Source organism: Mycolicibacterium hodleri, assembly GCF_025822245.1.
Lineage (GTDB): Bacteria > Actinomycetota > Actinomycetes > Mycobacteriales > Mycobacteriaceae > Mycobacterium > Mycobacterium hodleri.
Map to the genome: position 1 here is coordinate 36,704 of NZ_JACKTL010000018.1, position 12,778 is coordinate 49,481.

The 12,778-nt window shown below is 65.6% G+C and carries 10 protein-coding genes and 1 tRNA gene; 6 read left to right on the forward strand and 5 right to left on the reverse strand.

The features are described 5' to 3' along the window. Nucleotides 1-21: 21 nt before the first annotated feature. Nucleotides 22-951 (reverse strand): LysR family transcriptional regulator, encoded by a 930-nt coding sequence (locus H7J06_RS05415; protein WP_264037621.1) that lies wholly within the window; start codon nt 949-951, stop codon nt 22-24. 149 nt (nt 952-1,100) lie between these two features. On the opposite strand from H7J06_RS05415, the gene H7J06_RS05420 reads away from it, so the two are divergent. Genes H7J06_RS05420 through tkt form a run of 3 tightly spaced genes read left to right on the forward strand, consistent with a single transcriptional unit; the run spans nt 1,101 to nt 4,947 of the window. Then, on the forward strand, nt 1,101-1,964 hold the full coding sequence (locus H7J06_RS05420; protein ID WP_264037622.1) for a hydroxypyruvate isomerase family protein: 864 nt from the start codon (nt 1,101-1,103) through the stop codon (nt 1,962-1,964). Beyond that, nucleotides 1,961-2,860 (forward strand): 2-hydroxy-3-oxopropionate reductase, encoded by a 900-nt coding sequence (locus H7J06_RS05425; RefSeq protein ID WP_264037623.1) that lies wholly within the window; start codon nt 1,961-1,963, stop codon nt 2,858-2,860. Before H7J06_RS05420 ends, H7J06_RS05425 begins: the two co-directional genes overlap by 4 nt. Nucleotides 2,861-2,886: 26 nt before the next feature. Continuing rightward, nucleotides 2,887-4,947 carry a transketolase gene (gene tkt / locus H7J06_RS05430; protein WP_264037624.1) on the forward strand — a complete coding sequence of 687 codons (2,061 nt, stop codon included), beginning with the start codon at nt 2,887-2,889 and terminating at the stop codon, nt 4,945-4,947. Nucleotides 4,948-4,959: 12 nt separating this feature from the next. Here the strand turns inward: tkt and H7J06_RS05435 are convergent, their stop codons facing one another. Next, nucleotides 4,960-6,075, reverse strand: a complete 1,116-nt coding sequence (locus tag H7J06_RS05435) for a glycosyltransferase (protein ID WP_264037625.1) — start codon at nt 6,073-6,075, stop codon at nt 4,960-4,962. A gap of 188 nt (nt 6,076-6,263) precedes the next feature. Continuing rightward, a tRNA-Tyr gene (locus tag H7J06_RS05440) sits at nt 6,264-6,359 on the reverse strand. Nucleotides 6,360-6,573: 214 nt separating this feature from the next. On the opposite strand from H7J06_RS05440, the gene H7J06_RS05445 reads away from it, so the two are divergent. Then, nucleotides 6,574-10,410 (forward strand): DEAD/DEAH box helicase, encoded by a 3,837-nt coding sequence (locus tag H7J06_RS05445; RefSeq protein ID WP_264037626.1) that lies wholly within the window; start codon nt 6,574-6,576, stop codon nt 10,408-10,410. 716 nt (nt 10,411-11,126) lie between these two features. On the opposite strand, the gene H7J06_RS05450 is transcribed toward H7J06_RS05445, so the two are convergent. Then, on the reverse strand, nt 11,127-11,414 hold the full coding sequence (locus tag H7J06_RS05450; RefSeq protein WP_264037628.1) for a HigA family addiction module antitoxin: 288 nt from the start codon (nt 11,412-11,414) through the stop codon (nt 11,127-11,129). Nucleotides 11,415-11,427: 13 nt separating this feature from the next. Then, nucleotides 11,428-11,709, reverse strand: a complete 282-nt coding sequence (locus H7J06_RS05455) for a type II toxin-antitoxin system RelE/ParE family toxin (protein WP_264037629.1) — start codon at nt 11,707-11,709, stop codon at nt 11,428-11,430. A 157-nt stretch (nt 11,710-11,866) separates the two neighbouring features. Between H7J06_RS05455 and H7J06_RS32580 the strand changes: the two genes are divergently transcribed. Both H7J06_RS32580 and H7J06_RS05460 read left to right on the forward strand, forming a co-directional pair. Then, nucleotides 11,867-12,085 (forward strand): helix-turn-helix domain-containing protein, encoded by a 219-nt coding sequence (locus H7J06_RS32580; RefSeq protein WP_372515242.1) that lies wholly within the window; start codon nt 11,867-11,869, stop codon nt 12,083-12,085. A gap of 29 nt (nt 12,086-12,114) precedes the next feature. Then, the gene (locus H7J06_RS05460) at nt 12,115-12,741 is read left to right on the forward strand and encodes an Arm DNA-binding domain-containing protein (protein ID WP_264037630.1); all 627 of its coding nucleotides are present in this window, start codon (nt 12,115-12,117) and stop codon (nt 12,739-12,741) included. Nucleotides 12,742-12,778: the final 37 nt, after the last annotated feature.

Below are 12,778 nucleotides of genomic sequence, written 5' to 3' on the forward strand. Positions count from 1 at the left end.
TTCGGCCGATCCGAATGATGCTCACGGGATGGCAAGCCGGTTGGCTGCCTTGAGTTGTTCGGCGATCGCGCTGAACCCCGTGGCGATGGCGACGAGATCGGCGACCTTGGCGGTGTGTTCGGGCCACCACGCCAACGCCACCACGCACGGCGGAATGTCACGGATCCGGCGGAACGCCACCCCGGGTCGTGAGTAGAACCGTTGCGCACCAGCGGAAGTCACGCTGATGCCGACCCCGCGGGCGACGAGGTGCAGCTCGGCGTCCCGGGTACTGGCCTCGTCGACGACCAGGGCGGGCGTGGTGCGGTACTCACTGAGAAGCCAATAGTCGCGCCACGGCCCAGGTGCCTTCGGCGCAGCGATGATGGGTTCCTTGAGCAGATCGGCGACGCACACGCTGTCCTGACTCGCCAGCGGGTGCCCGTCCGGAAGGCACACCACCCGGTCCTCGCTGACCAGGTCCAAGGTGGTGAGGCCCGCCAACCCGGTGGGCGGCCGGATGATGGCGGCGTGGACCGACGAGTCCCGTAGCCCGGCCGTGGGGTCGGCGAAGTCGTACTCCACCGACCGCAGCAGTCGCTGCGGGTATTCGGCGGCGAACGTCCTCAGCAACCAGGGGATGACCTCCAGACCCGCCCCGATCGTGTACCCCAACGTCAACGCCGAACCGTCCCGGTCGGCGGTCCGCTGCGCGGACTTGATGGCGGCGTCGAGGTCGTCGAGGATCCGCGCGACGAGGTGGGAGAAGACGGCCCCGGCGTCGGTCAGTTCGACCGATCGGGTGGTGCGGACGAACAGCTGCACCTTGAGCTGACGTTCCAGGTCCTTGATGGTTTCGCTCAACCAGGGGTTGGACACCAGCAGCTGCTCGGCCGCGCGCGAGAAGTTGCGGTGCTCGGCGACCGTCAGAAACGCGCGCAACTGGCGGAGGCTGACATTGGGCTGGGTCATGCGGCGAAAGACTACTCGGCCGGAGGCTCCACTGTTCGCCATCGACGAATAATCGTCGGCGGTGTTCGTCATTGTTCGACGAGGCTTCGGTACCTAGTGTCGGTGACGCTGCAGAACCATGCAGCCCAACGGTTTTGGAAAGAGGACGAGTGGTTTCCGCATTGTGGGCGTCGTCGCAGGCGAACATCAGCCTGTTGTTCGGCGAGGTGCCCTTCGAACGTCGGGCCGCCGCCGCGGCCGCGGCGGGGTTCGACGCGATCGAGTGCTGGTGGCCCTTCGCCGTCGCGTCACCACCGTCGGCCGAGGTCGACGCCTTCGTCGCGTCGGTCGAAGACGCCGGGGTGGCGCTGCGCGGCCTGAACTTCTTCGCCGGCGACATGCCCGGTGGTGACCGGGGTGTCGCCTCCAACCCCTCCCGCAGAAGTGAATTCGACGCCAGCGTGGCCGTCGCGGTGGACATCGGTGCTCGCCTGGGCGTCACGGCGTTCAACGCGCTCTACGGCAACCGGCTGCCCGGGGTGAGCGCCGGCCAGCAGGACGAGGCGGCCCTCGACGCCCTCGCCGCCGCCACGGAGCAGGCCGACTCGATCGGGGCGACCGTCCTCGTCGAACCGGTCAGCGGAGTGGCGGCCTACCCCCTCAAGCTGGCCGTCGACGCGTTCGCCGTGATCACCGGGGTCCGCGAACGGACTCAGGTCGGCAGGATCGCGTTGTTGGCGGACCTGTATCACCTGACCGTCAACGGCGACGACGTGCGCCGCGTGGTGACCGACCACGTCGACCGCATCGGACACGTCCAGATCGCGGATGCCCCCGGTCGTCACGAGCCGGGCACCGGAACCGCCGACCTCGTCGCGCTGGTCGACCTCCTCGAGCAGTCCGGTTACACCGGAGGCCTCGGGCTGGAGTACGTCCCGGCCGGTGACACGGTCGCCGGCCTCGCCTGGCTGTACGAATTGGTCCCGAGCCTGGTCGACGACGTCGATTCCGTTGCCAACGAGGTGGTTCGATGACCACTCCCGAGCACCCCACCGTTGCGTTCATCGGACTCGGCATCATGGGCTCGCCGATGGCGGCGAATCTGTGCGGCGCCGGCCTGGACGTCGTCGGCTTCAGTCGCACCCGAGCCAAGGTCGACGCGCTGGTGGCCAAGGGCATGCGGGCCGCCGACGACGTCGCGGGCGCCGTCCGCGGCGCAGACGTGATCATCACGATGCTGCCCGACTCCCCCGACGTCGAGGCCGTGGCACTCGGCGCCGAGGGCATCCTCGAATCGGCCGCCCCCGGAACGTTGTTCGTCGACGCGAGCACCATCCGGCCCGACGCCGCCCGTGCCATCGGCGAGGCGGCGGAGAAACGTGGGCTGCGCTTCCTCGACGCCCCGGTCAGCGGCGGCGAACAGGCCGCCGTCGACGGCACGCTGTCGATCATGGTCGGCGGGTCCGAGGAGTCGGTCGCCGACGCCACCACGGTGCTCCGACACGTGGGCAAGACCATCGTCCACGTGGGCCCGGTGGGAGCCGGGCAAACCGTCAAGGCCGCCAACCAACTGATCGTGGCGGGCAACATCGAACTCCTGGCCGAGGCCCTGGTGTTCCTCGAAGCTCAGCAGGTCGACACTGAGAAGGCCATCTCGGTCCTCGAGGCCGGCCTGGCCGGCAGCACGGTCATGACGCGCAAGGCGCGGACCATGGTCGCCCGCCAGTTCGCCCCCGGTTTTCGGATCGCGTTGCACGACAAGGATCTCGGCATCTTCACCGCCGCGGCCAGGTCGTCGCGGACCGCCACCCCGCTCGGTGCCGTCGTCGCCCAATTGATGTCGAGCGCCCACGCCCAAGGCGACGGCGACCTCGACCACTCGGCCCTGTTCCGGCTCGTCGAGCGGCTCTCCGGCCACTCGACACCGTGACGCCGTTGACACGTAAGGGAATTCACATGACCGATCTCGCCACCACCGTCGCGGTGGACGCCGACACCATTGCCGTCAACACGATCCGGACTTTGGTCATCGACGCCATCGCGCAAGCGAAGTCCGGTCACCCGGGAGCGGCGATGGCGTTGGCGCCGGTGGGCTACACCCTGTGGAACCGGACGCTGACCTATGACGTCGACGATCCACGGTGGGTCAACCGCGACCGCTTCGTGCTGTCGGCGGGGCACGCCTCCATGCTGCTCTACGCCTTGCTGCACCTGGCGGGCGTCCGCTGCGCCGACCAGGACCGTCTGGCCATCGAACTGGACGACATCCGTCGCTTCCGCCAACTCGGAAGCCCGTGCGCGGGACACCCCGAACACGAACTGGCCGACGGAGTCGAATGCACGACCGGGCCGTTGGGCACCGGCGTCGCCACCAGTGTCGGCATGGCCATGGCCGGCAAATGGCAAGCAGCGCACTTCAACCGACCGGGCTTCGACGTGTTCGACTACCGCGTCTACGCCCTCGCGGGCGACGGCGACATGATGGAGGGCATCGGCCAAGAGGCGGCGTCGCTCGCCGGACACCTCAAGCTGGACAACCTCTGCTGGATCTACGACAGCAACGCAATCACGATCGAGGGCGAGACGTCGCTGGCGTTCACCGAGGACGTGGCCACCAGGTTCCGCGCCTACGGCTGGGCCGTCACCTACGTCGCCGACGCCAACGACCTCGGTGCATTGCACCGGGCCTTCACCCAATTCACCGCGCACACCGGCTCTCCGATGCTCATCATCGTCCGCAGCATCATCGGTTACGGCGCACCGACCAAGCAGGGCACCGCATCCGCGCACAGTGAACCGCTCGGCGCGGACGAGGCTCGCGCGGCCAAACGCTTCTACCAATGGCCGGTGGACGCCCAGTTCCTGGTTCCCGACGTCGCCTACGAGCAGTTCGCCCGCGGCGTCGCCGAAAGAGGCACCCGGCGGCGCGGCGACTGGAACGCCATGTTGGCCGGGTACCAGGACGCCCACCCGGCGCTGGCCGACGGGCTGGCGTCGATGGTCACCCGAACGTTGCCCGACGGCTGGGACGACGACCTGCCCGAGTTCACCCCCGCCGACGGCCCCATGGCCGGGCGAATCGCCAATCACCAGGTACTCAACGCGGTCGCGGCGGCGGTGCCCTGGCTGCTGGGTGGCGCCGCCGACCTGGCGCCGTCGACCAAGACGGCGCTCGGCGGTGCGAGCGGGCACTTCGGCCCCGCCGACTTCGGCGGACGGAACCTGCACTTCGGCGTCCGCGAGGCAGCCGCCGCGGCGGCCGCCAACGGCCTCGCGCTCAGCGGTCTTCGCCCCTTCCAAGCCGGCTTCCTGGTCTTCTCCGACTTCCAGCGCGGGCCGCTACGGCTCGGCGCCCTGATGGGCCAACCGGTGATTCACGTCTACACCCACGACTCCATCGGCATGGGCGAGGACGGCCCCACCCACCAGCCCGTCGAACAGCTCGCCTCGCTGCGGGCGATGCCCAACCTGATCGACCTCCGCCCCGCCGACGCGAACGAGGTGCGCGAAGCCTGGCGGGTGATCATGTCCGTCGATGACAGACCCGTCGCGCTGGTGCTGTCCAAGCAGGACGTGCCCGTCTTCGACAGAACGAACCTCGGGTCGGCCGCCGGTGTCGCCCGCGGCGCGTACGTCCTGGCCGACCCGGCCGACGGCACCGATCCGGTCGCGCTGATCATCGCCACCGGAAGTGAGGTCGCACTGGCGATGCAGGCACGCGAGCGTCTTGCGCAGTCCGGCATGGAGGTTCGCGTGGTCAGCATGCCGTCGTGGGCCCTGTTCGACGAGCAGGATCCGGACTACCGCGACGCGGTCCTCCCGCCGAGCCTGACCGCGCGAGTGTCCGTCGAAGCCGCGTCCGCGTTCGGCTGGGAACGCCATGTCGGGCCACTGGGGCGGATCGTCGCGGTCACCGGCTTCGGTGCCTCCGGCCCCGCCGCAGACCTGCACCGCCACTTCGGTTTCACCGCCGACGACGTCGCGCGGGCCGTTCGAGAGGTCGTCGGCGTCCCGTAGGGCGTGCGTGCGTCACTCGGGTCGGGTGGCACCGAGCGCGGTCAACATGCCCCCGGCCGCCCGCGGCCAGGTGAACTGTTCGGCCCGGTCGCGGGCATCGCGCCGACGTTGACGCTCGGGTCGACCGATGATCGCCGCGACCGCGGCGGCGACGGCGACCGGGTCGTTGTCGGCGGCCAGCCCACTGCCCGCGGTCAAGATCTCCCGCAATGCCGAGGTCCGCGAGACCACCGCCGGTGTCCCACACGCCAACGCCTCCAACGCGGCCAGGCCAAACGTCTCGTGCGGGCCCGGGGCGAGCGCCACGTCGGCCGAGGCAAGGATGCCCGCCACGGTGACGCGGTCGCCGACGAAGCCGGTGAAGTCGACCGGCAGCCGCGCCGCCTGGCGCTGAAGACGCGACCGCAGTGGGCCGTCTCCCACCACCACCAACCGGACGTCCCGACCGGCGTCACGCAGCGCCGCCACCGCGGCGATGCTGCGCTCGGGAGACTTCTCGACCGACAGCCGACCGCAGTGCACCAGCAAGGTCTGCCCGGGATCGGCCCACCGCCGTCGCATCGACGCCGAACGCCGATCGGGATGGAACACCTCGAGGTCGACACCCAGGGGTACCGTCACCGCGTTCTCGGCGCCGATTCGGTCGAACTCCTTGCGCGCGAACGCCGTCGTGCACACCACGGCGTCGTACTGAGATGCCGTGCGGCGGTTGGCGACATCGGCGACGGCCCGTGCCAGAGGCCGCGGAAGAACCTGCCCCACGAGTCGATCGAGGCGCTCGTGGGAGATCGTCACCGTGGCGACGCCACGAGCGCGTCCCCACGCACCCAACGACCGCAACGTCAACCGGTCCGAGACCTCCAACGCGTCGGGGGCGAGGTCCCCGAGGAGCGCGGTGACCGGCTTCGGGCGCACGGCCCGGTAGCCGCCCGTCAAGGGGATGACGGGCGCCGGGATCGAGATGCGCACCACCCCGGAATCGAGGCGCTGATGGCCGGCCGTGCGCCCCGGGACGACCAGGAATACCTCGTGCCCCGCCGCGCAGTACTCGGCACCGAGCCGGTCCACCGCGGTACGCAACCCACCCGAGCGCGGACCGTAGAAGTTGGCGACCTGGACGACCCGCATGTCACGAATCAGAACCGGCCGGCACGAGCGCGCGACGAAATCACGTGTTCACGTGGCTGAACAGCCCGTGAACACCGCGACGGCCGTTCTCCTGCCGTTGCCCTTCTTGAAGTGGAACCGCCAGCGGCCGGTTCACGATCGAGCGCCCCAACGCAGCCAGGCCCCCTCGAAAGGGGGCCTGACAAGTGTGGCAGGCACAGGATTCGAACCTGTGTAGGCGTAAGCCGACGGATTTACAGTCCGTAGGTCGCGGTTTCCGCAGGTCTGTAAGTGCCCTGACTGTCGCTGATGTGCAGCGATGATGTCAGCAGGTGCCCGCGCACCTCGCGACGTTTCGCACCTCTTGTGACAACCTTGTGACAAGCGCACGGCTCATCGGGCACCGCCCCCGGCAAACCCACGTTGGATGTGACAGCGGTGTCACACGACATACCTGGCAGATTTCAGGTCCTCGGCGCGATTATCGAACTTGTCAGGCATAGCCCATACGCTCTGCTCATGGGGACATTTGCCGCACTAGCGAGGAACCTCGACCAGGACAGCAATAGCCGCAGGGGCAAGCAGTTTGAACGGATTTGTCAGTGGTTTCTTACCCATGATCCCGTGTATGCCGCGCAGCTTCGGCGGGTGTGGCTGTGGGATGAGTGGCCGGGCCGGTGGGGCATCGACGCCGGGATCGACTTGGTCGCTGAGGACCACGATGGGCATCTGTGGGCAATCCAGGCCAAGGCTTACGACCCTGCCTATCGGGTCACGAAGAGGGATGTGAACAAGTTCCTGGCCGAGGCTGGCCGGCCGATCTTCGGCTTTCGGCTGTTGATCGCCACGACGAACCTGATCGACAAGATCGCGGAGCGCACCATCCAGGGGCAGGGCACGGCCAGTTTTGTGAATCTCTCGGCCCTGGAGGCCGCGGAGGTGGACTGGCCATCCTCCCCGTCACGGTTGACCGTCGCCAAGCCGGCAAAACGGAAGAGGCCCCGCCCGCATCAGCGGGTCGCGATCAGGGACGTATTGAAGGGATTCCAGGGAGCCGATTGCGGTCAATTGATCATGGCTTGCGGGACGGGCAAGACGCTGGCAGCGCTGTTCATTAAGGAGAAGCTGGATGCCGAGCGGACGCTGGTCCTGCTGCCGTCGCTGTCGCTGCTGAAACAGACGCTGCGGGAGTGGACCGCTAACGAAACGACCGGCTTCGAGTTCCAGGCGGTGTGTTCTGACGATACCGTTGTAGGCGATGATGTCGCGATCGCACACACAAGTGACCTAGGTGTGCCGGTCACGACGGACCCGGTGAAGATCGCTGGGTTTCTGCGGCGTCGCTCGGGCCGGCGGGTGGTGTTCGCCACCTACCAGTCCTCTCCGCAGGTCGCCGAAGCCTTTGAGCTGGGCCGTGTTCCAGGGTTCGACCTGGTAGTGGCTGACGAGGCGCACAGGTGCGCCGGCCCGGTGTCGTCGGACTTCGCCACTGTTCTCGACGTAGGGAAGATTCGGGCAAAGCGGCGGTTGTTCATGACGGCGACGCCGCGTTACTTTACCGGGCGGCTGGTTCGGGAAGCCAAGGAAGCCGAGTACGAGATCGCCTCCATGGACAACGACGAGGTCTTCGGGCCAGTCTTTCATCGATTGCCGTTCGGGGAAGCGATCGGACTCAAGCTGCTCACCGACTACCAGGTGGTGATCGTCGGTGTGGATGACGCCACCTACCGGGAGTGGGCAGAGCGGGGTGAGTTGGTCGTCCTCGACGGCGACACCCCGAGGAAGACGGATGCCCGGACGCTCGCCGGTCAGATCGGGTTGGCGAAGGCCATGCGCAAATACAACTTGCACCGGGTGATCTCTTTTCATTCGCGGGTCAAGCGAGCGCGGGATTTTGCCCGGTCGATGCCGGAGGTGATCGCCTGGATGCCGGCGCGGCAGCGGCCGAAAGGCCGGTTGTGGGCCGACTACGCGTCGGGCGAGATGACCGCCGGTGACCGTGAGGTTCGCCTGTACCACCTCGCCAGACTCGATGACGATGAGCGCGGCCTGCTCGCGAACGCGCGCTGCCTCGCTGAGGGTATCGATGTGCCAACCCTCGACGGGGTGGCGTTCGTAGACCCCCGCCGTTCCGAAGTGGACATCATTCAGGCGGTCGGCCGGGCGATCCGCAAGTCCGACGACAAGACGGTCGGGACCATCGTCATCCCTGTCTTCATCGATACTGATGAAGATCCTGAAGTCGCCCTGGAGGATTCGGCGTTCAAACCGGTTTGGGACGTCATCAAGGCGCTGCGCTCCCACGACGAGGAGCTGGGTGAGCAGCTTGATGAGTTGCGCCGTGCGCTCGGCCGGCGCGGGGCGAGGGTGAAGCTGCCCAGCAAGATCCATGTGGATGTTCCGGCCAAAGTCGGCGCGGACTTCGCCGCGGCGTTCGACGTGCGCCTCGTCGAGCGGACCACGGTGTCGTGGGAGTTCTGGTTCGGTTTGCTTGAGCAGTTCGTCAACGAGACGGGTCATGCGCGAGTGCGCGCGGACGACGACATCGATGGCTACCGCCTCGGCGCTTGGGTCGCGAATCAACGCACGCAGTATGCGAAGGGCGTGCTGAAGCCGCAACGGCAGGACGCGCTTGAGGCTGTCCCAGGCTGGACCTGGGATCCGATCACTGACTACTGGGTTGATCAGTGGGCGGAGCAGTGGGAGGAAGGCTTCCGCCAGCTCCTGGGCTATGTCGAGCGCGAAGGTGACGCGCTCGTTCCGACGGGCTTGGTTACCCTGGCCGGGTATCGGCTTGGGTGGTGGGTGACGTGGCAGCGTCAGCTGCACGGCGACAGCGAGTTGGATGCGGATCGGGAGCGCCGTCTTTCCGAATTGCCAGGTTGGACCTGGGATGCGCGGGCGGAGCAATGGGAGGAAGGCTTCAGCAATCTCGTCGAGTACGTGAAGCAACATGGCGATGCTCGCGTTGTCATGACGTGCAACTTCGACGGGTTCAAATTGGGCAGCTGGGTCAAGGTCCAACGCAGAGAGTTCGCGAAAGGTTCGCTCGCGACTGACCGACAAAACCGCCTGGAGGCGCTGCCCGGCTGGTCGTGGGACCCGTTCACCGACCAATGGGAGGAAGGCTTCCGGCGGGTCGCAGACTATGTCGCCAACAACGGGGATGCCCGCGTGCCGCGGTCATACGTAGCAGACGGTTTCAACCTCGGCAGTTGGGTGAAGAAGCAGCGCGGCGCGTTCGGCCGCGGATTGCTCGACGCTGATCGGCGACGACGCTTGGAGGCATTCCCCGGCTGGTCGTGGGACCCGTTCAACGATCGGTGGGAGGAGGGCTTTGGGCGGCTCAGCGACTATGTGAAGCAGCGCGGTGACGCCCTCGTTCCCAGGAACTACGTGCTCGATGGGTTCAACCTAGGATCCTGGGTGCACGTACAACGCCAAAAGTACTCGCGGGGGAATCTCGACGCCGATCGTCAACGACGGCTACAGGGGCTATCCGGTTGGAAGTGGGAGGCCCTCGGCGACAAGTGGGAGGACGGTTTCCGGCACCTGCTGGCTTACGTGACCGAGCACGGTGATGCCCGAGTTCCGCGGTGGACTTCGACCGAAGATGGCTATCGACTTGGTGCGTGGATCAACACTCAGCGCAACAGCTATAAAGCAGGGACGCTAACCGTTGATCGGCAAGAGCGCCTTCTGAAACTGCCCGGGTGGACGTTTGACGCCCGAGGAGACCAGTGGGACGACGCTTACCAACGGCTATTGAAGTATGTCGAGGAAACGGGTTCGGCAGACGTGCCAAGTTCCTCCAGTATTGGCGGCTTCCACTTAGGCGCGTGGGTGGGAAACCAACGCGTGGCTCATACCAAAGGCGCCCTTCCGAAGGAACGCGAGGATCTGCTGACAGCGTTGCCGGGTTGGACGTGGAACTCACGGGCGGGCAAGTGGGATCAGCACTACTCGTTGTTGCTGCGGTATGTGAAGAACCATGGAAATCCCCGGGTTCCATCCTCATTCGAGATGGACGGTCACAAGCTCGGCATCTGGGTTGTTGGTCAGCGAGCCAAGTTCAAACAGCACGCCTTGAACGCTGAACGCGTTCAGCGTCTAAACGAAGTTCCCGGCTGGTCCTGGGATCCGTTCGCCGATCAATGGGAGCAGGGTTTCTCAATCCTGGTCGACTATGTGAGGTGCAACGGCGACGCTCGCGTGCCACGGTCACATGTTGTCGACGGATTTGCCCTTGGCGCCTGGGTCCAGAAGCAACGCTCGGTTTTCAATCGAGGTGGCGGAGACCCTGAGCGGCGCCAACGCTTAGACGAACTGCCCGGCTGGATATGGACGGCAGCTTAGAGTCGAACTCGCTGTTGGCGTGCTCTCCTGGCCAGAGGGTCCCTCGGCTGCTGAGTCATCGCGTCGCGGTGAACGCCGGTGGACTGGCTGGGCGGAAACGTGATGCGTGTTGTCGAGCCCACGACCAACGGATTCGCGATCAGCCCGTCTTGGAAGGCCGAGAGATCGCGATTAAGTATTGCTGCACAATGGATTTCGTCGTTTGAGCGTTACCAACGCCACCGGGTCATTCTCGCCGTTTCTCGGACATATCCGCCGAATAAACGTCGACTGCCTAAGACCGTCTGTCGCTCCCTGGATCGTCCGTAGACGCGAGGGCGCCAGCCCAGTGTCCGGCCCGTCGACCGCTTTCATCGATCATCGATCTCACCTAGCGCCCCTGGCCCCCGTACGCCACCCCCAGCTGCCGTTCGGCCGTCAGCGACTCGACCGCCAACCCAGGTATGCAACCCCAAAGTCAGAACGACTGCCCCGCCGTCACTTTCGGCCACGCCCCACACGCAACCACCACCAGTATCGCACCCTGTGCAAATGTGCCACTGCAGTTTCTTGGGGTGTCGGGAATAGTACGTGGAGAAGTGGATGGGCTTGTGTATGAGATGTTTTGGGTGAATCGGAGAGAGTTGTGGTGGAACGACTAAAGACGGAAATGGGCTAGCGGGCTGGCGGTAGGAAAGATCTGTGTTGCGACCGATGCCGGCTGGCGATGTGACCCCTCAGGCGATCCGCTCGATCGCACCCAATTTGGTCGCCAGCTTCTCGCGGGCGATCTCGGCGTCATAGTGCGCCTGCATGTTGACGAAGAACATGTCCGTCAGCCCGAGCGCACGCGACAGTCGCAGCGCCGTGTCGGCGGTGATTCCCCGCTTGCCATGCACGATCTCGTTGATCCGGCGAGCAGGGACGTCGATTGCCTTCGCAATTCGATACTGCGTAATCCCCATCGGCTCGAGGAACTCGGTCATGAGTATCTCGCCGGGGTGGGTCGGTGCGAAGTCGGCCATTGGGATTCCCTTCCTAGTGGTAGTCCACGAGTTCTACATTCGATGCGCCGCCGGCGCTCCAGCTGAAGCAGAGACGCCACTGGTCATTCACTCGGACGCTGTACTGACCGGCGCGATCACCGGACAACTTCTCCAGCCGGTTGCCTGGAGGCACACGCAGGTCGTTGATGCTCTCGGCAGCGTTGATGAGGGCCAATTTGTTGTAAGTGAGCTTGGCAAGCTCCGGGCTGAGCTTCTTGACGTAGCGGCGGTGCCAGATTGCCTCTGCGCCCTTTCCCCGGAACGAGCGGATCACCCGGTGATAGTAACGCTTCCCAATACTAACGACTAGCGTTACCATCACCGAACGAGGGCGAAGATTGTGCAGAACTCGTCAGACGGCGGAATTACAGTTACGAGACACCACAAGACACAAGGTGATCGCATGACCCATTTCACCCTTCGAGGTACCCATGACTGGACACGACTCCCCTGACGCCAGGCCGACGACGGTGAGCCGGCTTCTCACCGTCGTAGAAGCCGCATATGCGCTGAGGATTTCACGCTCGTCTGTCTACCGACTGTTCGATGCGGGGCAGCTCGCCTGGGTCCAGATCGGTACATCCCGCAGAGTCGCGGCCGCCGAGATCGACCGTTTCATCACTGCGCACACCGAAGACGCGGCGTCGTGAGCACTGCGCAGCGCTGCCGGTAGCACCTGATGACCGAACGTCGACAACTTCCCCCACAGATCAAAAGGGTGGAACTAGCTCAGCGCGATGGCGGCCGGCCCGTCATTCGCTATCAGCTCACCGTTGACGTAGGAGACGTCGATGGCAAGCGCAAGCAGTTGCGGAAGCGCTACCCCACCGAGAAGCAAGCGCGAACAGCGCTGGACGAAATCCGCGGCGAGGTAAGTCGCGGCACGTATGTGCACCCGACAAAGATCACACTCGCCGAGGCGTGCGAGGGCTGGCTGGCCGCCAAGCACGGACTCAAGCCGTCGACGTTGCACGGCCACAGAGTCAACCTCACTGCTGCCATCGCCGAGGTCGGTCACATAGAGGTTCAGAAGCTGACCAAACGACATCTCGACGACCTGGTGACCAAGTTGCGGGCTGGCGGGCTGTCCTCACCGACAGGAAAGACCCGCAAACCGTGGTCTCCCCGATCGATCAATTACATGCTCGGGTTGCTCACCGCGGTTCTCAAAGATCAGATGCGCCAAGGCAATGCCGTGCGCAACGTCGCCGAACTCGTCGACCGCATACCCGCTGATGCGAAGCCTGCGTTTCGTCAAGTGATTTGGCCCCACCGTCGTCATGAATTTTGGCCCCACCTGGCCTAGGTGGCGCGCTTGGTTCGGGTAGTGGTTTTGCTGGTGC